Genomic DNA, 25,006 nt, shown 5'->3' with positions numbered 1-25,006 from the left:
ATGGCTACCGTCAAAGTTGACGTCGTCAGTGCAGAAAAATCTCTGTATTCTGGTGTCGCAAAATTTGTAGTTCTGCCTGGTGAGTCGGGTGAGTTGGGTATTTTGCCCGGTCACACGCCTTTGATTTCACGCATCCGTCCTGGATTGGTGCGTATCATCCTCGAAGACGACTCCGAAGAGTCAATCTTTGTGGCGGGCGGACTTCTTGAGATTCAGCCTGGTCACGTGACTGTGTTGTCTGACACAGCTATCCGTGGTGGAGACTTGGATGCTGAAAAAGCTGAAGCTGCGCGTATGGCGGCACAGGAAGCTCTCGCCAATGCGAAGGACAAAGCGAGTATGGACGTGGTTCAGGCCGAGCTTGATATGTTGGCAGCGCAAGCGAATGCGGCACGTCGCATTCGCGAGATCACAAACAAGCAGTAATCATTCGGCTACTTTGTAGCGCGGCTGACTGAAAACACGCCTTAGGGCGTGTTTTTTTATGTGCATGCATCTCTTATGCGTGCTTATACGATTGCGTTGATTCCGTATATTCGCTTTCACTTCAAATCTCTAATCTCAAAGGATTTGGAGTGACTTTCCATGCGACAACAAATTGATTGCGCTGTGCTTATTCTCGCAGCACACCAGGCATGGTTGCCAAAGGTTTTAAAAGACTTGGAGCCTGCGCTAAATAGAATCAAAATTCACGCCTTGGAGTGGGAGGCTGGCCATGATCTGGATCTTGAGTTCAGTCTTGATCGTGCATCACCTGTGAGCTTGCCCTTTGAGACGTTGGCACAGGCGAGTATCGGGCTCAGACGCTATGATGTTGTGCTGTTGCCTGTCTCCATGGAAACGATCGCTTGGACCCGTCAAGCACTCGCAGCGATCCCGCGAGGACCCTTCATACCTTTGGTCGGTGTGCTTAAAGAGATGCGTTCTGCAGCAATTCAAGATTTACTCGAAATGGGGTTAACGGATTTTGTTCGTTTACCAATCTGCACGGATGAGTTTCGCGCAAGATTGTTGCATTCGGTCACGTCCGTACCAAGACCTGGAAGCTTGAGAGAGCCCTCGTTGAATTATGGACAAAAAATCGCTATTGCCAGAGGTGTGCTCCCTATCATGGGAGAGGCAACCCTGCGTGATTGGCTGGATATGACAAGGCGTAAAAATCCAGGCTTAGCGACTCTTTCTACAGAGCAGATTCAAAAGATACTGGCAGGTCAATTGCCCCTTGGGCCAGAAAGTGAGAAAGATAGAAAGGAAAGGTTGAAGTTGGAGAGAGTAGAAAGGATAAAGAATATAGAAAAGCAAGATGAAAATGAGATAGACGCATGCTCTACCTCAATAGGGGAGGCATCAGAGCCAGTAGGCCATGGTCATGACAAGCAAAGACACCTTAAAGTCGTCAAAACAAAGCTCATCGAAGAGTTTGAGCGCGCATACTTGACAGAGGCAATGGATAGAAACAGAGGAAATATCGCCAATGCTGCGCGTTACTCAGGAAAACATCGCCGTGCTTTTTGGGCATTGCTGAGGAAGTATGACATCGAAGCTGAAGATTTTCGGACTTAACATTTTCGGACTTAATATTTCGGACGCATCACATCTCGAGCATCATCGCGTCATGGTTCCAGGAGGGTAAAATGATGACAATGTTATTGAGATGCGACTCTTCGTGGGGTCCGGACCGCCCGATTAAAGGATTTTTGTGTCAGTTGCCCCCTTAAAAAACGACCTTTTGCTTCGTGCACTGATGCGTCAGCCCGTGCCTTACACCCCAACATGGTTGATGCGGCAGGCTGGCCGCTATTTGCCTGAATACAACGCGACACGCGCACGCGCAGGGTCTTTTATGGGTCTTGCGCAAAATCCTGATTACGCAGCAGAGGTGACACTGCAGCCGCTTGAGCGCTTTGCTTTGGATGCGGCAATTTTGTTTTCGGATATTTTGACTGTGCCCGATGCGATGGGGCTTGGCCTTTCCTTTGCGCAAGGCGAAGGTCCGCGATTTGCGTATCCGATCCGTGATGAGCAGGATGTCGCAAAATTAGCCGTACCGGATTTGTCTAAACTTCAATATGTGTTTGACGCGGTGCGCGTCATTCGTCGTCAACTCGATGGACGTGTGCCCCTGATCGGCTTCGCGGGTAGTCCCTTCACCGTGGCCTGCTACATGGTTGAAGGCAAGGGTAGTGATGATTATCGTTTGATCAAAAGTATGCTTTACGCTCGGCCTGATTTGTTACATCGCATCCTGAAAATTAATGCTGAAACCACGGCACAGTATCTGAATGCCCAAATAGATGCCGGGGCGCAGGCTGTGATGATTTTCGATAGCTGGGGTGGCGTCTTGGCGGATGGACTATTTCAGCAGTTTTCATTGCACTACACCAAACAGGTCGTCTGCGCGCTCAAGCGTCAAAGTGAGGGACGTACCGTTCCTGTGATTGTTTTTACCAAAGGTGGCGGACAGTGGCTTGAGTCGATTGCCGGCTGTGGTGCGGATGCGGTGGGCCTGGATTGGACCGTTGATTTTGCAGCGGCGCGACGGCGTGTCTCTGATTTAGTCGCTTTTCAAGGAAATCTTGATCCGATCGCTTTGTTCGGTGGTGAGCCTGCGATCAGACAAGAGGTGCGTCGTGTTTTGGATAATTTCGGACCAGTAGGTGCTGGAGGTCATGTGTTTAATTTAGGACACGGCATTTCTCAGTTCACACCACCAGAGTCCGTTGAGGTGCTAGTAGACGAGGTTCGTGCGTATAGCCCCAAGCTGCATGGCTCATGTGCTTAAAAGTGTGTAAACATGCGCCTTTTAAAAGAATAATCGCTGTAATCCTGCATCGAATTGAGGTAGTTGTGCACAGCAGTAAATATAGTCGGGAAAGCCCTGAATTCAGAAAGGCAATTCTATGATAGTTTTCCAAATTCTTGATAATAAAAGAAAATAGTCGTAAATAATTATTAAGTCGACGTGTTATTTAGTAGGTATGAACTAATCGGAAACCTGAGGTACGCTAGTTTTCCCCAAAGTTATCCACAAGTGACAACATGGTTTTTTTGAAGCCATGATTTGTCAGGCTTTTAGACTCAAAATCAAGAAACAACATTAAGTTCATGTCAGATTTGCGTCATTTATCGATGGACGGTACGGCCTCTTCTGAGGCCTGGGTCCGCGTGGCGCTGGATGTACCTTTAGAGGGGCCATTTGATTATCGTTGCGCCCAATCAGTCGTGGTGGGTGATAGGGTTATTGTTTCCTTTGGCCGTCGCAAAATGATTGGTTTGGTTGTGGAGCTCCCTGCAGAACCAGGATGCGACCCGAGTCTGGTCAAAGCGGTCGAGACGGTTCTTAAAGATATTCCACCCCTGACAGCGAGTTGGTTAAAGTTCACTAAGTTTGCCGCAGACTACTATCAACGCCCTTTGGGTGAGGTTGTCATGCCTGCCTTACCCGTCGCATTAAGAAGCCTAAGCGCCTATGAGGGCAAACGCTCTGGGGGTGGTCCTGTCGAGCGTATCGATCAGCGTCGCGCACCCAAGCTCAAGCCAACGGAGTCTTCGCCAGCACCCATCCTCAATGATGCTCAGCAACGCGCTGCAGAGTTGATCGCGGCTGCGCAAGGTTTCCAGCCTTTTCTTCTGTATGGGGTCACCGGAAGTGGGAAGACGGAGGTGTATCTTCATGCTGCAGCGCAAACCTTGGCGCGCGGCAAACGGGTATTGATGTTGGTCCCTGAAATCAATCTGACGCCCCAATTTGAACAATCACTGCGCGCCCGCCTCGAGCCCGTAGCGGGCGTTGGTGGTGTGGCCGTTTTGCATAGTGCACTGTCAGATGGCGAGAGGCTGAGGGCTTGGTTACGCGTTCAGCGTGGTGAGGCCAAAGTGGTATTGGGCACGCGGCTCTCTATCTTTGCGCCCATGGATGATGTGGGTTTAATTGTCGTCGACGAGGAGCATGATCCCTCTTACAAACAACAAGATGGGTTGCGGTATTCGGCAAGGGATCTTGCTGTGTGGCGAGCGCATGACTTAGGTATTCCTGTGGTGCTGGGTTCTGCAACGCCCTCTCTAGAAAGCTGGGTGCACGCTGAAAAAGCGAACTACACGCGCTTGGATTTGCCTGCGCGCGCGAGAGAGGTGAGCTTGCCGTCGGTGCGTCTTGTCGATACGCGTCGTCTCAAGATGGAGCATGGGATATCCGTGCAGTTGCTCGATGCCATGCGCACGCGCTTGGACAATGGCGAACAGATATTGATTTTTTTAAATCGCCGTGGCTACGCCCCGGCTTTGCATTGCACGTCGTGTGGTTGGGTGAGTCAGTGCCCAAGGTGTACGACGTTTACCGTGCTGCATCGCATGACGCCCGGTCGGCATCAGTTGCATTGTCATCACTGTGGTTTTCAACAACGTGTTCCGCAGGCTTGCCCTGATTGTGGCGATCAGGATATGCAGCCGATTGGTCGCGGCACTCAGCGTATCGAAGAGCATTTGGGGTTACTGTTTCCAGAGGCGCGGGTAGCACGCATTGATGCAGACAGTACGCGTAAAAAAGGCAGTGCGCAGGCATTATTTGCAAGTGTGCATGCTGGCGAGGTGGATATTTTGGTGGGGACGCAAATGGTCGCCAAAGGGCATGACTTTGCCAATCTTGGTCTAGTAGGTATTCTCAATGCGGATGCGATGCTTTTTTCGCAGGACTTTAGGGCTCCGGAAAGACTGTTTGCCCAACTCATGCAGGTAGCCGGCCGTGCGGGTCGCCATACCGGGCATGGTGAGGTGATCGTGCAGACAGGGTATCCAGAACAGTCCGTCTATCAGGCTTTGCTCAAGCATGACTATGCTGGTTTTGCGCGTCATACGATGAGTGAGCGTGAGGCGGCCATGTTGCCACCGTTTTCCCATCAGGCTTTATTGAGTGCTGAAGCGCGCGAACTCAATGTCGCGTTAGAATTTTTGCAAGCAGCGAAGGAGGCTGCGCAAGGCTTGTTGCAGGCGCAGCAAACCGAAGCTGTGATTACGTTGTACGACCCAGTACCTTTACGTATTGTGCGTGTCGATAATATGTGTCGAGCGCAACTCCTCGTCGAAGCGACGCATCGTCCTGCACTCCAGTTGCTGATGCGCCACTGGTTAACTGCCTTGCACGACCACCCCGATCTGCGTCGAGTACGATGGCAGCTTGAAGTTGATCCGCTCGAAATTTGATGGCCCCCTATGTCGACGTCTTTCACTAATGGTCTGAATGCTGCTCAGCGTGAAGCTGTGCTGTATCTTGATGGACCCTGTCTGGTGCTGGCAGGAGCAGGCTCAGGAAAGACTCGTGTCATTACACAAAAAATAGCGTATTTGTTGTGTGATTGCGGTTATCCCGCACGCAACGTCCTCGCGCTCACTTTTACCAACAAGGCTGCGCGAGAAATGGAGGATCGAGTCAAGCGTTTGGTAGATCCCTCGATTGCGAAAGGCCTCACGATCAGCACGTTTCATTCGCTCGGTGTGAAAATTTTGCGCGAAGAGGCGCCACATGCAGGACTGAAGCCACAGTTTTCAATCTTTGACTCGGATGATGCGCTAGCAATTATTCAAGATTTACTAGCCACGACGGATCGAGGTCGTTTGCGCGCCGTCCAACAGACGATTTCACTTTGGAAAAATGCGATGTTGGATCCGGACGCTGCGGCCAATTTTGCATCGACGCCCAGTGAAGTAGAGGCCGCACGGGTCTACAGAAGCTATGACGCCACGTTGGCGGCATATCAAGCGGTGGATTTTGATGACCTGATCGCGATTCCGGCACAGATCTTTGAACGCAGCATCGAAGCGCGTGAAAAGTGGCAAAAAAAGGTACGTTATCTCTTGGTCGACGAGTATCAGGACACCAACGTGTGCCAATATCGTCTTGTGCAGTGGCTCACTGGCGCGCGTGCCATGTTCACAGCGGTTGGGGACGATGATCAGGCGATCTATGCCTGGCGCGGAGCGACGATCGAGAATCTGGCTAAGTTGACGACCGATTACCCACAGATCAAACTGGTCAAGCTTGAGCAAAACTATCGCTCAAGTCAAAGTATTCTCGCCGCTGCTAATCATGTGATTACAAAAAATCCAAAGCTGTTTGAAAAGAAGCTATGGTCTGAGCATGGCATGGGTGACGCCATCAGCGTGACTGCGATGGCAAGTGATGAGGTAGAGGCGGAGAACGTCGCGATGAAAATTTCTGCGGCGCGTTTTGAAAAGCAGGCCACCTGGAAAGATTTCGCGATTTTGTATCGTGGAAACCATCAGTCTCGTATTGTTGAACAAGCGATGCGCAATCTGCACATTCCTTATACGATTTCTGGTGGCCAAAGTTTTTTTGATAAAGCAGAGGTTCGTGATGTGCTGGCCTATTTGCGCTTGATTGCGAACGAAGACGATGATCCCGCTTTTATTCGCGCGGCCACCACACCAAAGCGAGGGATTGGACAAGCCACGCTTCAGACGCTCGGGCAATACGCAGGAGAGCGAAAGATTTCTCTTTTTGAGGCCTTGTTTGAGCAGGGCATTGAGCCCCGCCTCAATGCGCGTCAGCTTGAACCTTTACGCACCTTTGGTGAGTTTATTGTTCGTGTTCAGTATCGTGCCGGCCGTGTTGAGTTGGGACAGACGGTACATGCTGCTGAGCCCGCAGGCATTATTTTGGATGACTTACTCAGCGCAATCCAGTACGAACGTTATCTCTATGACACTTTGGATGAAAAACCCGCCCAGTCACGCTGGCAAAATGTCCTTGAATTGGTGGGTTGGCTCAAGCGCAAGGCAGAGGCCGACAGCATGGGTCTGATTGATATTGTGCAACATGTGGCGCTGGTCACAATGCTTGAGCGCAGCGAGGAGGATGAGCCAGATGCTGTCAAGCTTTCGACGCTCCATGCTTCTAAAGGTTTGGAATATCCTCATGTCTATTTGCTCGGTGTGGAGGAAGGTTTACTGCCGCATATGGGGCGTGACGAAGAGGATATGGATCCTGCGAAAGCGGCAGATGCCTTGGTCTCACGTATTCAGGAAGAGCGACGCTTGATGTACGTAGGCATTACACGCGCTCAACGTAGTCTCCATTTGAGTTGGTGTCAAAAGCGTCGTCGTGCGCGCGAAGATTTGGTGCGTGAGCCCTCGCGGTTTATCGAAGAAATGGGGCTATCTGCAGCATCGCTTCAGTTGCAGCCTGATACGATGAGCCCCAAAAATCGCCTTGAGATGCTCAAGGCGATGCTAAACAAAAAAAACTAGTACAACAACGCATACAAGCAATTACGCTTGGAGATTGGCAAGTGTGTGTCGCCAAAACTGCAGTCGTCTTGGGAGCGTGGACACAAAGATATGTTCGCGTAGTGTATGTGCACCATCACCCTCCGCGCCTAGTCCATCGATCGACGGACAACCGATCGCAGCTGTAAAGTTCGCATCACTGCCACCACCTGAGACAGGCGCTTCTTCGAGTACAAAGCCGGCCTCGGTTGCGAAGGGTTTGAGGGTTTCCAGTAGCTTGTCAGCCGCAGGCGACTTGACCATAGCGGGTCGATTGAGTTCAACCTCGATATTGAGTGTGACGTCGGGATCAACAGGTTTGAGCGCTTGCATGCGCGCTAGAATTTCTTGGCCTGTTGGTTCGTCAGGGATACGAAAGTCCACCATGACTTCGCAGTGCGCAGGAACTGTGTTTGTGACAGTGCCGCCAGAGATCGTTCCTACACTGACTGTGATGCCACGGCTGTAGTCTGTCATCGCTTCAAGCGCTAGGATTTGATGTGCCATTTCGCGAATCGCGCTACGTCCTTTTTCATGCGCCATACCTGCGTGCGAAGGCCGGCCGGTGATGACGAGTTTTAACATTCCCGTTCCTTTGCGTCCGGTCACGCAGCGCCCACCGTTTGGTCGGGCAGGCTCAGGCACTAAGGTGTAGACCGCGCGTTTGGCAAAAGCCTCGATATGTTCGCGCGAAGCATGGCTTCCGACCTCTTCGTCTGGCACAAGGAGAAAATCAACCGGCATGGGGGTAGAGCCAGGTTTGGAAAATTCACCAAGCGCGGTCAAGGCCAAGAAAGTACCGCCCTTCATATCAAAACTACCTGGTCCATACAGCTTGTCGTCTTCGATCCGGCACGCGTTGGTTTGAAGGGTACCGTGAGGGTGGACGGTATCAATATGCGCGAGTAATAACAAACCTGGGCGGGTATCGCCCTGGGCACGATTCGATGCATGTATCAGCGGCAGCTTTGTCGGACCGATTTCGCTCAGATCAACGTTTAGCCCTGCGTCTTTGGCTTTTTTTACAACAATCTGCGCCATGCGATGAACTGCAGCAGGATCGTTGGAAGGAGACTCGCACTCGATCCAGGTTCGAATGCCTTGTGCGAGTGCTTGTGCCTCGGGTGTCATGGCGGGTCTATCGAGTCCTGGTGTGGTTGCGGTATTCATGAATGTCCTCTTCTCAGGTCGCTATTTGTGTTCTTTTTTAAAAGATACTCTATTTCTGAGGTTGCGAATGGCTTCAGGAAGCTCGCCTGCGGTGAGGCCGATGGGCCCGATGCCTTGAGCCACTAATGTATCGGCCGCTGCACCGTGCAGCCAAACAGCGGCTGGGATGGCCTGCTCTGCCGGGATGCCTTGTGCGAGCAGACTACCCAAAAGGCCGCTGAGCACATCGCCCGTACCTCCGCTTGCCAGCCCAACGTTACCCGTTGTGTTGACTTGCCAGTGACCATCAGGCGCACACACAATCGTCCCTTTGCCTTTTAAAACGACCCATGCGTGATACTGATGGGCAAGTGCTTGTGCAGCCTTTGGGCGATCTGCTTGAATGTTGAGCGTATCTGTCTGGAGCAGTCTGGCGGCTTCGGTTGGGTGTGGAGTCAGCACAACAAGCCCAGGTCCCCAAGTCTTTGAAATATCGCCCCGCGCCAATGCGTTGAGCGCATCCGCATCGAGAACGAGAGGGCGGGCCGAACGCATGGCTAGAAGACGTTGGAGCAAAGTGAGTGCGGCAGGTGCATGACCGAGACCACAGCCGGCGACCCAGGCATCTAGGGTGGCGGCTTGCTCGACGAGCGTGACTGCGTCATGCAGCATAAGTTCTGGGTTGATGCTGTCGTAGGCGACAGGCAAAGGGGTTTGGGTCAACGCAAGATAGACTTTACCGACGCCGCTTTTGAGTGCAGCGCGACCGGCCAGAATGACGGCACCTGTCATGCCACTTGAGCCACCAAGAATGCCCACTGAACCAAAGCTGCCTTTGTGTGCCTCAGCATTACGGACTGCGAACAGCTGGGGAAACTGTTGCTCCGTAATAGGACTTCCACTGGAGTGGCGAGGTGTCATAGGGATCGTGTGCGGTTGATATAGCGCAAGTCAGGTTGAGGACGGATATGACGAAGACGGTGAATATGACTATTATGCAACAGCAAGCGTTTGATCTTATTTGATTCAGGAAACCATATGAAAACGATTCAGACAGTAGGAGTGGCCGGTGCCGGCGCAATGGGTCGAGGTATCGCACAAATAGCGGCCCAAGCAGGCTTACGCGTCAAACTGTTCGACACGAACCCGGCAGCGCTGAACTCAGCGCGCGACTCGCTGACCAATACGTGGACGATGCTGGCCAGCAAAGGCAAAATGACCGAAGAGCAAGCGCATGAAGCGTTGGGCAAGTTGTATCTGATCGACGAGATCGAGGATCTGTCGGATTGTGACTTGGTGATCGAAGCCATCATTGAGCGACTCGAGATTAAACAGCCATTTTTTAAACAGTTGGAGTCGGTTGTATCCTCCGATTGCATACTCGTCTCTAATACCTCCTCGCTATCTATCACTGCGATTGCCGCTGGATGCGAACGTCCTGAGCGTGTCGCAGGCTATCACTTCTTTAATCCTGTCCCGCTGATGAAGGTCGTTGAGGTGATTGACGGATTACGAACGGATCCTGTGGTGGGTGATGCCTTGATGGCGTTATCGGTCCGCATGGGACACAAGCCGGTTCGCGCGAAAGATATGCCTGGTTTTATTGTGAATCATGCGGGTCGTGGGATGAACACCGAGGGTTTGCGTGTCGTGCAAGAAAATGTGACGGACTTTGCAACGGTCGATGGCATTATGCGCGATCAAGCTGGCTTTAAAATGGGACCGTTTGAGCTGATGGATTTGACGGGTCTCGACGTGTCACATGCCGTTATGGAGTCCATTTACCATCAGTTTTACGAGGAGCCTCGCTTCAAACCCTCACCGATCGGAACAGTGCGTGTGGCGGGCGGGCTCTACGGGCGCAAAAGTCAGGGTGGATTTTATGCTTATGCGGATGGTCAGAAGCTGCCTGTAATCGAAGCTGCTGCGCCGGTGCTGACTGGTCCGGCCAAGGTTTGGGTGAGCCCTGCGCATGCTCTCGGTCATACTCGTGCGACTGAACTGCTTAAGAGACTTGATGCGAATATTCAAACCGGACATCGACCCGATGTGGATAGTCTCATCATCGTGACTCCTTTTGGTGAGGACATATCGACGGCAGTTTTCAAACAAAAGCTCGATGCTGCACGTACCGTGGGTATCGATATGCTTCATGATGTTGAGCATACGCGTAGGCGGACTTTAATGGTTTCACCAGCAACCCATTCGCAATATCAAGAAAAGGCGCATGCCATCTTTGGTGTGGATAACGTTCGCGTGAGCGTTGTGAGAGACTCTGCGGGTTTTGTGGCGCAGCGGATTGTTGCGATGATCGTGAACGTCGCTTGCGATATTGCGCAGCAGGATATTGCAACCCCTCAGGATATTGATCTTGCCGTCAGTCTGGGTTTGGGTTACCCCAAGGGGCCTTTGGGCTTGGGTGATGCCTTAGGAGCTGAACATATTTTGGAGATTTTGCGCAATATGCAAAGCGTGACAGGCGACCCGCGTTATCGTCCCAGCCTCTGGTTGCAGCGACGTGTTCAGCTTGGCCTGTCATTATTGAGCACCTAAGCGCAGTGCAATCGTGATGGTTGAAAAAAAGCCCTCAAAGGAGATTTTTATTTGTAGGCTTTTTTCAGCATTTATTGGGATCTTCTTTTGGTACTTCCTAGCATTTTCTGCTAGTCGAGTTTGATGCCTAATTTTTTAGTAATGCTCCCGTATTTACCAACTTCAATTTTAATTAAGCTAGCAAATTGTTCGGACGAATTACTGATTGCATCTGCACCATTTCTGTCCATTGCGGCTTTGAAATCAGGAGTTGCTGTAATAGCAACAAGTTCTTTATTTAATCTGTCAATAATAGGCTTAGGGGTACCAGCTGGGGCCAATATGCCTAGCCATAAAGCAGCTTCGAAGCCTGGATAACCCAGCTCTGCAACCGTAGGCGTATCCGGAAGCGCTGGCGAGCGCTGTGGGCTACCAACGGCTAGCGCACGTAGTTTATTAGTTTTAGCGTGCTGCAGTAAAGCTGGCATAGATCCAAAGAGAACCTGCACCTGATTAGAGACTATGGCTAAGTCTGCTGCGGCATTACCTTTGAAGGGGATGTGAGTCATATTCATCCCAGTAACGTCGTTCAACATTTCCATCGCAAGCTGAGTAGTGGAACCATTGCCAGCAGAGGCATAGTTCAATTTGCCAGGTTGACTTTTAGCTAAGGTGACGAGTTCAGCCAAAGAGTTTGCAGGAACTTGTGGATTAACGACTAACAAGTATGGGGTCACAGCGACAAGGGAGACCGGAGAAAAACTCTTGATTGGATCATATCCGAGCTTGGAGTAAGCACCAGGTGCTACTGCCATTGTGCTGGTGGTACCCAGCGTGAGTGTGTAGCCATCCGGAGCTGCCTTGGCCGCAGCATCAGTTCCAATAGTGCCACCCGCACCACCTCTATTTTCTACAATAATAGGCTGGCCCAAACGTTCGCTCAGTTTTTGAGCCACTATCCGTCCAACAATATCGGTTGATCCACCGGCTGGAAAAGCAATAATTAGGCGTATTGGTTTATTGGGATAGTTAGCTTGCGCATGCGCTAGAAGTGGTGAGCCTAGTAAAATAGCCGCCGTTAAAAAAAAGCGCGCAAATTGGGACATTTTTTGTTTCATACTAAGAGTCTCCTAATTTATTATTTTGAGGTAGTGGCTTAATTACAAAGTAGCATAAACTTTTGCCAACGACTATTTGTTATGATCAAAAAACTGTAGCAAAGTATTAATATTTCTTCTAACAACAACCGCATCAGATATCATCTACTCAACGCCAAAGGACTGTAATGAGTGCAGAGTTTGTGATTGCACCTCCCAAAATAAATTCAATACCCCTGCAAGGGGATTCCCGGCGCTTTGCAGTAAATCGTATTTTCTGCGTTGGACGAAATTATGCGGATCATGCTCGTGAAATGGGCCATGATCCAGACCGAGAGCCGCCCTTCTTTTTTATGAAGCCGGCTACTGCGATTGTGACTGATGGTCAAGATATGGCCTATCCAAGCTTATCAAATGATGTACATCACGAAATTGAAATGGTTGTAGCGATTGGCAAAGGCGGTTCAAATATTTCCTCCGAAAAGGCACTTGACCATGTTTGGGGTTACGGTGTTGGTTTAGATATGACGCGCCGCGATTTGCAAGGTGAGGCTAAAAAAATGGGCCGCCCTTGGGATACGGGTAAAGCATTCGATCAGTCAGCGCCTTGTTCAGCCTTGATACCCGTTAGTCAATGTGGTCATCCAAGCCAGGGAGCGATTCAACTCTTTGTGAATAATGAGTTGCGTCAAAAAGGCGATTTAAACCAACTTATTTGGAACGTACCAAATACGATCGCTTATTTATCGACATTATTCGCACTTGAGGCGGGAGATTTGATTTTTTCAGGCACTCCAGTTGGTGTGGCAGCAGTTAAAAAGGGAGACCTGCTTAAAGGACATGTCGAAGGACTGTCTGATTTAACTGTTCGGATTATTTAATATTTCGATAGCCGGCTCCTCGAACCCAGTCGGCTTCACCATAGTCAAGTAAGAAACACCAAGCCCTCCTTCGAGGGCTTTTTCAATGTGCGAGTGATTGATTATTTGGCGGCGTCGACCATGTATTGTGTCGCAGCACGCAGATCGGCATCGCTCGCACCGGCAGCGCCACCTTTGGCTGGCATGATGCCCTTACCAGAGATCACAGCGGCAACTAGGGCATCCATGCCTGTCGCAATACGCGGTGCCCAAGCTGTTTTGTCACCGAATTTTGGAGCACCAGCAACGCCGGCGATATGACATGCTGCACAAGCTTGTTTGTAAAGCTTTTCACCCACATCGCTCGTGGCAGGAGCGGGTGCAGCAGCAGCTGCAGGTGTTACCGTGGGCGCAGCGGCGGCATTTGTTGCGACCACCATTGGAGCAGCGGGAGCTGGAGCTGGAGCGACAGCTGCAGGTGCTGCGGCTGGTTTGGGCTCGGCAGGTTCGGCAAATTTGCCGCCCGCGCTGTTTGCCATATAAACCACGGCGCGTTCGATCTCAAAGTCGTCCAAGGAAGGATTGCCACCCTTAGCAGGCATGGCGCCTTTGCCTTTGATGACACTCGCAACCATTGACTGCAAACCCGTCGCATTAGGACCTGCCCAGGCCGTTGCATCTGCAAATTTAGGTGCACCGGCCGCGCCAGCGTCATGGCAGCTTGCACAGACCGATTTGTAGATCTGCACGCCAGTCTTGAATACTTTTGGACCGCTTGCGTCAACGAGATCTAGCTTTGCCACGGGGGCGATGCGCTTTTGTATGGCTTCAGGCGTGAGCGTGTTTGAGCCCGCGCCAACTTGGTCACCCGTGGTGACGAGGTTGACCAACAAAATAATGATGATGACGGGCAAGATGAAAGACAGCACGATCGTGACGATCAGCTGCTTTGGAGTCTTGATGGGCGAATGATGCTCTTCGTGTGGCTGCGTATTGCTCATGACCAAATCCTGCGAGACTTAGGCTGAAGACGTGCGTAGCCGAGGTTTTGAGCACTCCGGATAAGCAAGAAGCCAACCATAGTAGTTAGACGGTTTTCTTATAACCAAAGGATTATAGCGGCATCAGGGGGGCTTAGTGAGCAAGGGAGTCGGAAATCCCTATTCCGAGAAAGAGCGATGTGCTTCTGCCGCTATAATTCGCCCGCTGGCGCCCGTAGTTCAATGGATAGAATAAGAGTTTCCGAAGCTCTCGATACAGGTTCGATTCCTGTCGGGCGCACCAGAGCCCTCAGATCGGCTTTTTCAGCGCTTGATGAAAGCGCGCGACATAGTCGTCAAAACTCTCCCTGTCACTGGCCTCAAGCTGTTGCTGTTCCATGAGGGATTGGGTCGCTTGTGCGTGTGTGGCGGCGAGCTCGGCTGGACTCAGGCCCACCTTTCTTAAGCTCAAGGCATGTGCACGGCTTTGCTCAAGGGTTGCGTCGTGAAAGGACATCTTACGAGTGATGAGTTTTTCTAAAAACTGAGCAGAGGGGGTTGTTGCGGGATCCGCAACCTTGGATCGCTGGACAGCAACGGCATTGAGATATTTTTTTTCGTCCAAGGCATCGTCTAGCGTCTGAGCGCATTGCGCGATGTCATCCAAAAGCTGTTCTGCCCACTGCTTGAGGGAAATTTCTTTGCCGAGCTTGGTGAGCTTGAGCTCAGGTTGTCGACCTTGCTTGACGATTGTCGCGAAGTTGGAGGCACTCTCTGAGCACCAACCACTATCTGCGAAAGGAGGGCTTTCTTGTAAGGCGCAAAAAAGTAGGAATGCATCCACAAAACGCGCTGTTTCAGCGGAAATCCCGGTGGCCTGAGTGGGGTCAATGTCAAGACAGCGTACTTCGATGTATTGAATGCCGCGCTCCGCTATGGCGGTGATGGGTCGCTCGCAAGGACCTGTTGTGCGTTTCGGGCGGATGCTCGAGTAAAACTCGTTTTCAATTTGCAAAACATTGGTATTGAGTTGTATCCACTCACCGTTTCTATGCGTGCCAATTGCCTGGTAATCAGGCCACGGCGTGGTCACGGCATCATAGAGCCGCTCTAGAAAGGTGTTGAGGTCGTTGTAACAAAGCTTGAGTCCAGACTGGGCTTTGTTTTGATAGCCTAGATCACTCATCCTTAAGCTAGTGGCATAGGGCAAATACATGGTTTGCGCATCGAGTTCAAGCAAATCCCCTTTTTTTCCTCGCAAGAAGTCTTTAGACAAAGCTGGGGAAGCACCAAAAAGGTACATCAGCAGCCAGCTGTAACGGGTGAAATTGCGAATCAGTGAGATATAGCCAGCCGAGCGGCGGTCCTGGGGCGTTGACTGAGGAAGGTCGAGCTGGTCCCAAAACGATTCATCGAAAGAAAAGTTGTAATGCAGTCCTGCAATGCACTGCATCGTGCGACCGTAGCGCTCTGCCAGGCCTCGACGATAGACATGCTTGATCATCCCGGTGTTCGAGGTGCCATACCAGCCAATCGGGATTTGGTTGTCCGCAGGGAGATGGGAGGGCATGGAGTGATTCCACATCAGCTCGTCTGTCAATGTGGTGGCCACGACGCGATGCACCTCATCGAGTTCTGCCATCAGGCTATCAACATGATTGTGCGTGCCCGTAATCAGCTCTAGCAGGGCTTCTGAGTAGTCGGTCGTGATGCGCGGATGGGTGAGCGCCGAACCAAGCGCGATAGGGTGTGGGCGCTCAGAAAGCGAACCTTTGGCGTCTACCCGAAGGCCCTCTTTTTCGATGCCGCGCTGCGACCCCCGGAGTATTTCAGGATGCAATTGAAGGGTGGCAAGACGTTGGGTCAGTATGGACACGGGTAAACCTATTGCTGAAGCGGAACAAAGCATTTTAAGGGATGCGTCAAGGTACACCTCGGATGTTAAAAATAGAGGACAATTTGCTCTAATTCTGTTGATTATCCGATTGTGACGCTTTTCGAGGCAATGCGTGCGTACTTTTATTTCCTTTTCAATGTTGTGGTTATTTTTTGCTGTGTTGGCGGGGTGTACGCCTGAATATAACTGGCGCGAATCCATGGTGGCTCAGGATCGTGGGGTCATTATGTTTCCTTCACGGACCAAAACGGAGCAGCGTCAAATCGATGTGGAGGGTGTCGCAGCGACATTTGCTTTGACCTCTTCTGCGGTGGGGGAGGCTGTTTTTTCGGTTGGTTATGTTCCTTTGCCAGAGTCCTTGAGCCCAGAAAAAAGTGCTGCGTTAGTCAAAACAATCGTCGCCGCCTTGGCCGCGCGGGCTGGAAAGCAAGCTCCGGAGTCTGCCCTACAGGGTGAGATTTTTACTTTGGATACGGTTGTAGCGAACAAACCCTCTCTATTGATGGCGAAAGTCGCGGTGCATCGCGGCATGTTGATTCAGGTGGTTGTTTCAGGACCGAAACAATCGCTTTCAAATGAAAATGCGCTTGAGTTTGTTCGCTCACTTCGACTGAGGTGAGGATGGCCCGTGAGTAGGCCTAAACGCAGGGCTTGTGCGACGCCAGCCTGTCTGCCGTAGACATTAAGTTTGCGGCAGGCGTTTAAAAGGTGAAAATTGACCGTCCGCTCTGAAAGGCCGATGATCAGCCCGACTTCCCAGCTGGTTTTACCCGCAGATACCCATTCTAGGCATTGCAGCTCGCGTCCGGAAAGACGTGGATGTGTCATGAAAAGAGATCCCCAGAGGGCGCAAATGAGAATGCGTTAGTTTGAGCGTTCATGACTCTAATTAGAATGCGCAGAACCCCTTTGATGGCGTGCTCTTTTGTAAGAAAGTGTATATAAGGAAGGCAGGATGTAACCAATTGGAAGCAGTCTGTCGGCGCCATGGACTGCCAACTTCGCGCCGCGATGTTAAACTTTGGTAACAGTTGGCGCCGATTTGCTCGATCCGCTTGCGGGCGCCTCATAAATCCCGCTAAAGAAGGTCCGTATGACTGATTCGTCCATTATTCAGGACGCGTGCCAAGCACAAAACATCTCCCCCTCGCCCTCAGGGTCGGTCGGTGTCGTCCATACACAGTTTTTGCATTTTGATGAGCCCCTGCCCTTGGCGAGTGGTCATACCTTGTCGGTCTATGACCTGGCGATTGAGACCTATGGAACATTAAACGCTCATGCAAGTAATGCGGTGCTGATTTGCCACGCATTGAATGCCTCTCATCATGTCGCCGGAATTTCGGCTGAAAATCCAGAGGACATCGGTTGGTGGGACAACATGGTGGGCCCTGGCAAACCGGTCGATACCAATGTTTTTTTTGTGATTGGCGTCAACAACCTGGGTTCATGTTTTGGCTCGACTGGGCCTGCAAGTATTCGGCCTGAAACGGGCAAGCCTTGGGGTGCTGCCTTCCCTGTGTTGACCGTTGAGGACTGGGTGTTGGCGCAGGCGCGAGTGGCGGATCTCTTCGGAATCAACAGGTTCGCCGCTGTGATGGGCGGATCGTTGGGCGGGATGCAGGCACTCAGCTGGGCGATCACGTTGCCTGAGCGTGTCGCGCATTGCGTGGTGATCGCCAGTACGCCACGATTGTCTGCGCAAAATATTGGCTTTAACGAAGTCGCTCGGCGCGCCATCATCACTGACCCCGAGTTCCATAACGGGCATTACTATGCGCACAATACGGTGCCGCGCCATGGCTTGTCCGTGGCAAGAATGATTGGTCACATCACTTATCTGTCCGATGATGATATGGCAGAAAAATTTGGTCGAACGCAACGCGAGCCCGCGGCGGACGGTGCTTACCATTACGGTTATGGTGTGGAGTTCGAGGTCGAGTCTTACCTCCGGTATCAGGGTGAAAAGTTTTCCAAGTATTTTGATGCAAATACTTATTTGCTCATTACGCGTGCACTTGATTACTTTGATCCGGCAAAGAGAACGGGTGGAGATTTCGCGCGTGCGATTGCACCGGCACTGGCTGATTTTCTTTTGGTCTCATTTACGACCGACTGGCGGTTTCCGCCAGAGCGTTCCCACGAAATTGTGCAGGCTTTACTTAAAAATGGTCAGCCTACAACATATGCGGAGATCGATGCACCACACGGACATGATGCCTTTTTGCTAGACGACTCGCGTTATCACAATCTGATGCGTGCTTATTTTTTGCGGATTGCAGCGACTTTAGTCCAAGAGTCCGCTCCAGCCCTGGCGACGAGCGGGGTGCAAGCATGAGTGAACAACTCAAACTGAGTGGCCAAACGATGCAAGGTGATTTGCGCGGAGATTTGGCGCGGATCGCACAATGGGTTCAGCCAAACAGCCGTGTGTTGGACTTGGGGTGTGGTGATGGGGCGCTACTTGCACACTTGCAGCAGTCCAAGAGCGTGCAGGCCGTCGGCGTTGAAATTAGCGATGATAGGGTGCTGAGTTGCGTTCAGCGCGGTGTCCATGTGATCCAGCAAAACCTCGAAGACGGGTTAGCGATGTTTGATGATCAGCAGTTTGATACGGTCGTGCTGTCCCAGACGCTACAGTCTATGCATAATACGGAGCACATTTTGCGCGAGATGGCGCGTGTGGCGCGCGAGGGGATCGTTTCTTTCCCCAACTTCGGTTATTGGCCGCACGGATGGTCAATTTTGCGTGGTCGCATGCCAGTCACAGGGCAGATGCCCTATGACTGGTACAACACCCCCAATATTCACCTTTGTACGCTCAAGGATTTTGAGCGCTTGGCCAACACGCTGCAGTTCACCATCCTCGAGCGTGCCACCTTTAATGATCAGCACGAGGTGAAATTGTTTCCAGGTTGGCGCAGCACGCTTGCCGCATATCGATTTACGGCTAGGTGACACTCATGACTCCTCAACAAGCCCCGCAATCAGGCGTCGAGACGCAGACAATTCCTGCGTCAAAACTATATACCAGTAAACGTGTCGCGCCATTGCTGGCACTGGGTTTTGCGAGTGGCTTGCCTCTGGCGCTGACGGGTGGGACGTTGCAAGCGTGGGCAACGCTTGAGCAAGTGTCTCTTCAAGAAATTGGCTTTCTGACCTTGGTTGGAACGGCTTACACACTCAAGTTCCTCTGGGCTCCGCTGATTGATCGTTACGCTCCGCCATTTTTGGGCCGTAGGCGAGGATGGATGCTCGTGATGCAGGTTTTACTCGCGCTCGGCATCATGGCGATGGGGTTGATGTCTCCTGGTCAGAGTCTGTTGCCTCTTGCCTTGCTTGCAGTCGCTGTGGCTTTTTGTTCCGCAACGCAGGATATTGCTTTTGATGCTTATCGCAGCGATGTGCTGCGCAAAGAAGAAAGAGGGGCGGGTGCTGCCTTGTCTGTGCTGGGCTATCGACTTGCAATGCTGACCTCTGGCGGGCTGGCCTTGATTTTGGCGGATCAGTGGTTAGGTTGGGGTTACACCTATATGTTGATGGGGGCGTTGATGTTGGTGGTTGCACTCGCCACGCTGTGGGCGCCCGAGCCAGAGGTGCCCGCGCAGACGCCACGCTCACTTTCGAGGGCTGTGTTTGAGCCCTTCAAGGAGTTTTTCAGTCGTCCCGAAGCTATCACGGTCTTGCTGTTAATTGTTCTCTATAAGCTAGGGGATGCGTTCGCGGGCGCGCTTTCGACGACGTTTCTCTTGCGTGCCGCGGGCTACTCGGCGACCGAAGTCGGAACGGTCAATAAGTTGTTGGGGTTGACGGCAACGATCGTGGGTGCGCTGACGGGTGGTGCTCTCATGGCGAAATTAGGTCTGTACCGATCGTTGATGTTTTTCGGTTTGCTGCAGGCACTCTCTAATCTTGGCTATTGGGTCATCTCTGTTGGACCGCACAATGTCTACTTGATGGCCGCTGGTGTGAGCCTTGATAACTTGTGTGGTGGTATGGGCACCGCTGCGTTTGTTGCTTTGTTGATGGGGCTGTGTAATCGAGAGTTTTCTGCCACGCAGTTTGCCTTGTTGTCGGCGCTGTCTGCGGTGGGTCGTACTTACCTCGCAGGACCCCTGACTCCACTATTGGTGTTATTTACTGGATGGCCTACTTTTTTCTTGATCACAGTGGCGATTGCTTTTCCTGGCTTGTTGCTGTTGTGGTGGCGTCGCCGCGATATCGAGCGTATCGATGCCGCGGGAGTATGACGCGTAGCATTCAGGTGCGGATAGCTTTACTTTTTCGCCGCGAGTGTAAAGTCGTAATCGATGGTGAACGGTGCGTGATCAGAGAAACGTTCATCTTTGTAAATGCGGGTTGAGCGCGCCAGCGAAGCAATCCCCGGCGTGGCGAGCTGGTAGTCTAGGCGCCAGCCTACGTTCTTTGCCCAAGCCTGTCCTCGATTACTCCACCACGTGTATTGCTCGGGGTTTGGGTCGAGGTTTCTAAAGACATCTACAAAGCCGATTTCTTCAAGGGTGTGCGTAACCCAGGCACGCTCCTGCGGGGTGAAGCCAGAGTTTTTCTGATTTGATTTCCAGTTTTTGAGGTCGATTTCTTTATGTGCGATGTTCCAGTCAGCGCAGATCACATACTCACGCTTCGTTTTTTTGTGATCATCCATCAAGGCTTGCAACCAAGGGCCAAATTTAGTTAAGAAGCGAAACTTGGCCTCCTGACGCTCTGGACCACTCGAGCCTGAGGGAAGGTAGGCGCTGACAACAGTTAAGTTGGACCAGTCGGCACGAATGACGCGACCTTCTTGATCAAACTCTGTACAGTCAATCCCAGTGAGTACGCGCTCGGGCTGTTGTTTCAAATACAGACCGACACCGCTGTAGCCTTTCTTTTCAGCTGCGTAAAAATAACCGGTGTAGTCTAGAGGATGTTGGTAGTCATGCTGAATGTCCGCTAGATGCGCTTTCAGTTCCTGAAGACAAAGAATGTCTGCCTGATGTGATTTCAGCCACTCCATTAGGCCTTTGTTGAAGGCGGAGCGGATGCCATTGAGGTTCAGTGAGGTGATACGCAGCAAGGCAGAACTCCTAGTCGGTGAGATAATGTGAGCGTTTAAAGTCGAGTCGAAACAGAAAGGAATACTATGTCACTAGGTGCTGATCGTCGAGAGTTTGTACAGTTTGCCTTAAAAGAAGGCGTACTGCGCTTTGGTAGTTTTGTGACAAAGTCAGGCCGCACGAGCCCCTATTTTTTTAACGCTGGGCTTTTCAATACTGGGGCTACTGTCGGCAAACTTGCGCAATTTTATGCGCAGGCACTGGTGGACGCCAAGTTGCCGTTTGATATGCTGTTTGGGCCTGCTTACAAGGGTATTGCCCTTGCAACAGCCACTTCGGTTGCCCTTTCATCGCACGCTGGGCTTGAAGGGCGCGATGTGCCGTTCGCCTACAACCGCAAAGAAGCCAAAGATCACGGTGAGGGCGGTGTGCTGGTGGGCGCTCCACTCAAGGGCAAAGTCGTCATCATTGATGATGTGATTACAGCAGGCACCTCGGTACGAGAGTCGGTTGATATCATTCGCGCGGCGGGTGCAGAGCCTTGTGCCGTGCTGATCGCGATGGACCGGATGGAGCGGGCGGGGCCAGATGGTGGGCTTTCGCCTCACTCAGCGGTGCAGGAGGTGCAGCAGCGCTATGGTTTGCCTGTTGTCAGCATTGCTTCTCTCGAGGATGTCCTGGCGCTGCTTGAGGATAATGCCGAGTTCGCCGAACACCGCGAGGCGGTGTTGGCGTATCGCGCGCGGTACGGCATTTAACTATCTAGCTTTGCCTTCAGGAGGTCATTGACCTGCTGGGGGTTTGCTTTGCCTTTAGCGGCCTTCATAATCTGACCGACCAGTGAATTAAAGGCTTTTTGTTTGCCGGCGCGGTACTCCGCCACAATCGCGGGGTGATCAGTGAGCACTGCATCTACCATGTCAGAAATGGCGCCCGAATCACTAATTTGCGTGAGGCCTTTCGCCTGAATAATCGCATCGGAATCACCGCCAAGCTCGCCTGCCCACATTGCAGCAAACACATCGCGGGCAATTTTGTTGGAGATGGTGCCGTCGATGATGCGGGCCAGAAGTGCTGCAAGCGAAGCGGCCGAAACCGGTGATTCGGTGATGTCTTTTTCTTCTCTGTTGAGCGTCGCAGAGACCTCACCCATGATCCAGTTGACGGCGAGTTTGGCTTGACCGGCAGGCAGAATCGCATTGACGCTTTCAAAATACACCGCGAGATCACGGCTGATCGAAAGCTGAGCGGCATCCACGGATGTCAGGCCAAACTCTGAGATAAACCGTGCACGCAAGGCGGTTGGAAGCTCTGGCATCGTCTGACGCACGGATTCAATCCAGTCTTGGGCAATGACAAGCGGTGGGAGATCAGGGTCGGGAAAATAGCGATAGTCATGCGCGTCCTCTTTGCTGCGCATGCTGCGTGTTTCGTCACGGTCTGAGTCATAGAGACGTGTTTCTTGAATGACGCGACCACCATCCTCAATCAGTTCTATTTGGCGCCGAACTTCGTAATGAATGGCGCGTTCAAGAAACTTGAAGGAGTTCACGTTTTTAATTTCACAGCGTGTGCCAAACTCTTGTTGGCCGACAGGGCGCACAGATACGTTTGCATCAATGCGGAATGAGCCTTCTTGCATGTTGCCGTCGCAAATACCTAACCACATCACCAGGCTGTGTAGGGCTTTGGCATAGGCGACGGCTTCGGCGGCAGAGCGCATTTCTGGCTCCGACACGATCTCAAGCAACGGCGTGCCCGCGCGGTTTAGGTCAATTCCTGAGGAGGACTCGCCATGCGGACCAACAAAGTCATCATGCATGGATTTACCGGCGTCTTCTTCGAGATGCGCACGGGTCAGGTTGACTGTTTTTTCTTGATCGCCTACAAAAAAACTAATTGAGCCGCCTTGTACAACCGGGATCTCAAATTGACTGATTTGGTAGTTTTTTGGTGAGTCGGGATAAAAGTAGTTTTTGCGGGCAAAAATGGACCGGGGTGCAATGGTTGCGCCCACAGCTAAACCCAGACGAATCGCTCGCTCGACGGCTGCGCGATTCATGACCGGCAGAGAGCCAGGAAGCGCCAAGTCGACTTCGTTGGCCTGTGTATTGGGCAAAGCGCCGTAACGCGTAGAGCTGCCTGAAAAAATTTTGGTTTGAGTCGAGAGCTGGGTGTGCGTTTCCAGTCCGATCACGATTTCCCATGCCATTATTCTTGCCCCGCAACGCGTTGATGCCAGTCCGTGACTTGCTGAAACTGATGGGCAACGGCCAACAGTCGCCCTTCGTCGAAATAGTTACCAATAATTTGTAAACCGATTGGCAGGGGCTTGCCGGAGGCGCCTGGACCAAAACCGCAGGGAATCGACATGCCAGGCAAACCTGCGAGATTGAGACCCAAGGTGTAAATATCTGCTAGCCAATCTGCGGTCGGGTCATTTTGATTTTGCTCGATGGGTTGCGCGACCGTTGGCGTAACAGGGCCCATAATGACATCACAATGTTGCGTCAATGCTGCTTGAAAATCATCCACAATCATGCGGCGCAAACGTTGCGCCTGCAAGTAGTAAGCATCATAGTAACCATGCGACAGGACATACGTACCAATCAGAATGCGGCGTTTAACCTCTGAGCCAAAGCCTTCCGCGCGCGAGCGAGCAGTCATGTCTTCGAGGTCAGAGTAAGACTCGCTGCGATGCCCATAGCGCACCCCGTCGTAACGGGAAAGGTTGCTGGAGGCCTCTGCAGGCGCGATCACGTAATACGCGGGAATGGACAGCTCGGTGCGTGGCAAGGAAATGTCGACACGTTGAGCACCGAGCTTTTCAAATTGCTGCAGAGCGGCTTCGATGGCTTGAGCGACATCGTTTGACAGGCCTTCTCCAAAGAACTCCTTTGGTACGCCTATGCGTAAGCCCTTGAGCGGCTGAGTCGCATGATTGCAAAAGTTTTTGTCGGCATTGTTGTACTCAGCACGGATGCGCCCGGGTGCGTTGGGGACGCCTTTGCAGTGTTCTGCGCTCGTGGAGTCTTTATTGTCAAAGCCGCTCATGACATCAAGCAGGTCAACGAGATCAAGCGCGCTACTGGCTAAGGGGCCGGCTTGATCGAGGCTTGAGCCATAGGCGATCATGCCGTAACGCGAGACGGTGCCGTAGGTGGGTTTGATGCCGCTGACGCCGCAGAGTGCCGCCGGCTGGCGTACCGAGCCGCCGGTATCTGTACCTGTGGCGGCAATGACGAGTTTGGCTGCCACGGCTGCCGCTGAGGCGCCGGAGGAGCCCCCTGGCACAGCAGAGTTATCCCAAGGATTGTGCGTAGGACCAAAGGCGGAGTGCTTATTGCCGGAGCCCATCGCGAATTCGTCACAATTGAGTTTGCCAAGGGTGACGCAGCCTGCGGCGCGTAAATTGTGCACAACGGTGGCATCGAAAGGGCTCGTATATTGCTTGAGCATATTGCTGCCAGCAGTACTGCGCCAGCCTTGGGTCACAAAGACGTCCTTATGGGCGATAGGTAGACCCGTCAATAAAGTGCCGCGACCATTAGCCAATAGGTTGTCAGCTTCACGCGCCTGAGCAAGCGTGAGGTCAGCGTCGATGTGGACGAAAGCGTTCAAGCTGGCATGCAGCTCAATTTGTCTTAGGCAGTCTTGCGCAAGTTCAGTGGCGCTGAGTTGACGGTTTGAGAGTGCCTGATGGAGTGCGGCGATGTTTGGATAGCGCTGGAGTACGTTTGACATGTTATTCAATGACCTTAGGAACCAGGAACAGACCTTTGGAGGCGCCTGGGGCGTTTGCCATCAAAGCACCGCGACGCTCTGTCGAGGACAGCTCGGTCACAATATCGTCTCTCAGTCGGAGATGAACGTCTGAAACGGATGCCAGGGGATGCGCCAAAGGCTCTACACCTTGGGTATCGACCGACTGGAGTGTTTCAATAATGCCAAGTATTTTATTGAGGTCTGTCTGAGCCTGAGTCAGTTGCTCAGGAGTGAGATGGAGCCTTGCCAGGCGGGCGATACGTGTGACTTCTTGGTCTGAGAGGGCCATAAGGCAGGTTTAATCCATTGAAAGTGTTAGCCCGTGACTTTCCGAGCTTGACGAGAGTAAGTTTTGCCGTTGTGAGGGAATTATAAGTTATGATAGAGGGCT

General features: G+C 52.0%; 22 protein-coding genes, 1 tRNA gene and 1 riboswitch. Of the genes, 13 read left to right on the top strand and 10 right to left on the bottom strand.

The window, feature by feature from the left end:
* The 5 genes from AC8GE9_RS15470 to AC8GE9_RS15450 all read left to right on the top strand — a co-directional run bounded on the left by AC8GE9_RS15470 (position 1) and on the right by AC8GE9_RS15450 (position 7,263).
* Positions 1-426 (top strand): F0F1 ATP synthase subunit epsilon, encoded by a 426-nt coding sequence (locus AC8GE9_RS15470; RefSeq protein WP_506678064.1) that lies wholly within the window; start codon positions 1-3, stop codon positions 424-426.
* A 159-nt stretch (positions 427-585) separates the two neighbouring features.
* The gene (locus AC8GE9_RS15465) at positions 586-1,563 is read left to right on the top strand and encodes a helix-turn-helix domain-containing protein (RefSeq protein ID WP_506678063.1); all 978 of its coding nucleotides are present in this window, start codon (positions 586-588) and stop codon (positions 1,561-1,563) included.
* 136 nt (positions 1,564-1,699) lie between these two features.
* Complete coding sequence (gene hemE / locus AC8GE9_RS15460; protein WP_506678062.1) at positions 1,700-2,782, top strand: uroporphyrinogen decarboxylase; 1,083 nt, start codon at positions 1,700-1,702, stop codon at positions 2,780-2,782.
* A 323-nt stretch (positions 2,783-3,105) separates the two neighbouring features.
* Positions 3,106-5,199: a primosomal protein N' gene (locus AC8GE9_RS15455; protein ID WP_506678061.1), complete on the top strand. Its 2,094-nt coding sequence runs from the start codon at positions 3,106-3,108 to the stop codon at positions 5,197-5,199.
* 9 nt (positions 5,200-5,208) lie between these two features.
* Positions 5,209-7,263, top strand: a complete 2,055-nt coding sequence (locus AC8GE9_RS15450; RefSeq protein ID WP_506678060.1) for a UvrD-helicase domain-containing protein — start codon at positions 5,209-5,211, stop codon at positions 7,261-7,263.
* Positions 7,264-7,284: 21 nt separating this feature from the next.
* Here the strand turns inward: AC8GE9_RS15450 and AC8GE9_RS15445 are convergent, their stop codons facing one another.
* Together AC8GE9_RS15445 and AC8GE9_RS15440 are read right to left on the bottom strand one after the other, a co-directional pair.
* Positions 7,285-8,451 (bottom strand): M20 family metallopeptidase, encoded by a 1,167-nt coding sequence (locus tag AC8GE9_RS15445; protein WP_506678059.1) that lies wholly within the window; start codon positions 8,449-8,451, stop codon positions 7,285-7,287.
* Positions 8,452-8,472: 21 nt separating this feature from the next.
* Positions 8,473-9,351, bottom strand: a complete 879-nt coding sequence (locus AC8GE9_RS15440; RefSeq protein ID WP_506678058.1) for an NAD(P)H-hydrate dehydratase — start codon at positions 9,349-9,351, stop codon at positions 8,473-8,475.
* A gap of 117 nt (positions 9,352-9,468) precedes the next feature.
* Between AC8GE9_RS15440 and AC8GE9_RS15435 the strand changes: the two genes are divergently transcribed.
* Positions 9,469-10,983, top strand: a complete 1,515-nt coding sequence (locus tag AC8GE9_RS15435; protein WP_506678057.1) for a 3-hydroxyacyl-CoA dehydrogenase — start codon at positions 9,469-9,471, stop codon at positions 10,981-10,983.
* Positions 10,984-11,093: 110 nt separating this feature from the next.
* Here the strand turns inward: AC8GE9_RS15435 and AC8GE9_RS15430 are convergent, their stop codons facing one another.
* Positions 11,094-12,080, bottom strand: coding sequence for a Bug family tripartite tricarboxylate transporter substrate binding protein (locus AC8GE9_RS15430; protein ID WP_506678056.1), 987 nt, complete (start codon positions 12,078-12,080; stop codon positions 11,094-11,096).
* A 167-nt stretch (positions 12,081-12,247) separates the two neighbouring features.
* Between AC8GE9_RS15430 and AC8GE9_RS15425 the strand changes: the two genes are divergently transcribed.
* A complete protein-coding gene (locus AC8GE9_RS15425; protein ID WP_506678055.1) occupies positions 12,248-12,940 on the top strand; it encodes a fumarylacetoacetate hydrolase family protein in 693 nt (230 codons plus the stop codon).
* Positions 12,941-13,041: 101 nt separating this feature from the next.
* On the opposite strand, the gene AC8GE9_RS15420 is transcribed toward AC8GE9_RS15425, so the two are convergent.
* A complete protein-coding gene (locus tag AC8GE9_RS15420) occupies positions 13,042-13,920 on the bottom strand; it encodes a c-type cytochrome (RefSeq protein WP_506678054.1) in 879 nt (292 codons plus the stop codon).
* A 208-nt stretch (positions 13,921-14,128) separates the two neighbouring features.
* Here AC8GE9_RS15420 and AC8GE9_RS15415 point away from each other — a divergent pair.
* Positions 14,129-14,203: transfer RNA gene (locus AC8GE9_RS15415), tRNA-Arg, on the top strand.
* A 6-nt stretch (positions 14,204-14,209) separates the two neighbouring features.
* On the opposite strand, the gene gshA is transcribed toward AC8GE9_RS15415, so the two are convergent.
* Positions 14,210-15,808, bottom strand: a complete 1,599-nt coding sequence (gshA, locus tag AC8GE9_RS15410) for a glutamate--cysteine ligase (protein ID WP_506678053.1) — start codon at positions 15,806-15,808, stop codon at positions 14,210-14,212.
* A gap of 100 nt (positions 15,809-15,908) precedes the next feature.
* Between gshA and AC8GE9_RS15405 the strand changes: the two genes are divergently transcribed.
* Positions 15,909-16,415, top strand: coding sequence for a hypothetical protein (locus tag AC8GE9_RS15405; protein WP_506678052.1), 507 nt, complete (start codon positions 15,909-15,911; stop codon positions 16,413-16,415).
* On the opposite strand, the gene AC8GE9_RS15400 is transcribed toward AC8GE9_RS15405, so the two are convergent.
* Positions 16,334-16,624: a LuxR C-terminal-related transcriptional regulator gene (locus tag AC8GE9_RS15400; RefSeq protein ID WP_506678051.1), complete on the bottom strand. Its 291-nt coding sequence runs from the start codon at positions 16,622-16,624 to the stop codon at positions 16,334-16,336. The genes AC8GE9_RS15405 and AC8GE9_RS15400 overlap by 82 nt on opposite strands.
* A gap of 196 nt (positions 16,625-16,820) precedes the next feature.
* Positions 16,821-16,900, top strand: a riboswitch (SAM riboswitch).
* On the opposite strand from AC8GE9_RS15400, the gene metX reads away from it, so the two are divergent.
* From metX to AC8GE9_RS15385, 3 genes are all read left to right on the top strand, one after another.
* Entirely contained in the window at positions 16,890-18,131 is a 1,242-nt protein-coding gene (gene metX / locus AC8GE9_RS15395; RefSeq protein ID WP_506678050.1) for a homoserine O-succinyltransferase MetX, read from the top strand. (Overlaps the previous riboswitch by 11 nt.)
* Positions 18,128-18,751 carry a methionine biosynthesis protein MetW gene (metW, locus tag AC8GE9_RS15390; protein WP_506678049.1) on the top strand — a complete coding sequence of 208 codons (624 nt, stop codon included), beginning with the start codon at positions 18,128-18,130 and terminating at the stop codon, positions 18,749-18,751. The genes metX and metW overlap by 4 nt, the downstream gene beginning before the upstream one ends.
* A gap of 5 nt (positions 18,752-18,756) precedes the next feature.
* A complete protein-coding gene (locus AC8GE9_RS15385; RefSeq protein WP_506678048.1) occupies positions 18,757-20,043 on the top strand; it encodes a muropeptide transporter in 1,287 nt (428 codons plus the stop codon).
* Between the two features lie 26 nt (positions 20,044-20,069).
* On the opposite strand, the gene AC8GE9_RS15380 is transcribed toward AC8GE9_RS15385, so the two are convergent.
* Complete coding sequence (locus AC8GE9_RS15380) at positions 20,070-20,870, bottom strand: exodeoxyribonuclease III (protein WP_506678047.1); 801 nt, start codon at positions 20,868-20,870, stop codon at positions 20,070-20,072.
* A 66-nt stretch (positions 20,871-20,936) separates the two neighbouring features.
* Between AC8GE9_RS15380 and pyrE the strand changes: the two genes are divergently transcribed.
* Positions 20,937-21,608: an orotate phosphoribosyltransferase gene (gene pyrE / locus AC8GE9_RS15375; RefSeq protein ID WP_506678046.1), complete on the top strand. Its 672-nt coding sequence runs from the start codon at positions 20,937-20,939 to the stop codon at positions 21,606-21,608.
* Here the strand turns inward: pyrE and gatB are convergent.
* Genes gatB through gatC form a run of 3 tightly spaced genes read right to left on the bottom strand, consistent with a single transcriptional unit; the run spans position 21,605 to position 24,904 of the window.
* Positions 21,605-23,062, bottom strand: coding sequence for an Asp-tRNA(Asn)/Glu-tRNA(Gln) amidotransferase subunit GatB (gatB, locus tag AC8GE9_RS15370; protein ID WP_506678045.1), 1,458 nt, complete (start codon positions 23,060-23,062; stop codon positions 21,605-21,607). The two genes, pyrE and gatB, sit on opposite strands and share 4 nt — an antisense overlap.
* Positions 23,062-24,594 carry an Asp-tRNA(Asn)/Glu-tRNA(Gln) amidotransferase subunit GatA gene (gene gatA / locus AC8GE9_RS15365; protein WP_506678044.1) on the bottom strand — a complete coding sequence of 511 codons (1,533 nt, stop codon included), beginning with the start codon at positions 24,592-24,594 and terminating at the stop codon, positions 23,062-23,064. The genes gatB and gatA overlap by 1 nt, the downstream gene beginning before the upstream one ends.
* A 1-nt stretch (position 24,595) precedes the next feature.
* The gene (gatC, locus tag AC8GE9_RS15360) at positions 24,596-24,904 is read right to left on the bottom strand and encodes an Asp-tRNA(Asn)/Glu-tRNA(Gln) amidotransferase subunit GatC (protein ID WP_506678043.1); all 309 of its coding nucleotides are present in this window, start codon (positions 24,902-24,904) and stop codon (positions 24,596-24,598) included.
* Between the last annotated feature and the right edge of the window lie 102 nt (positions 24,905-25,006).

Source organism: Zwartia lucis, assembly GCF_965234455.1.
Taxonomy (GTDB): domain Bacteria; phylum Pseudomonadota; class Gammaproteobacteria; order Burkholderiales; family Burkholderiaceae_B; genus Zwartia; species Zwartia lucis.
This window is presented reverse-complemented; position numbering and strand designations above follow the sequence as displayed.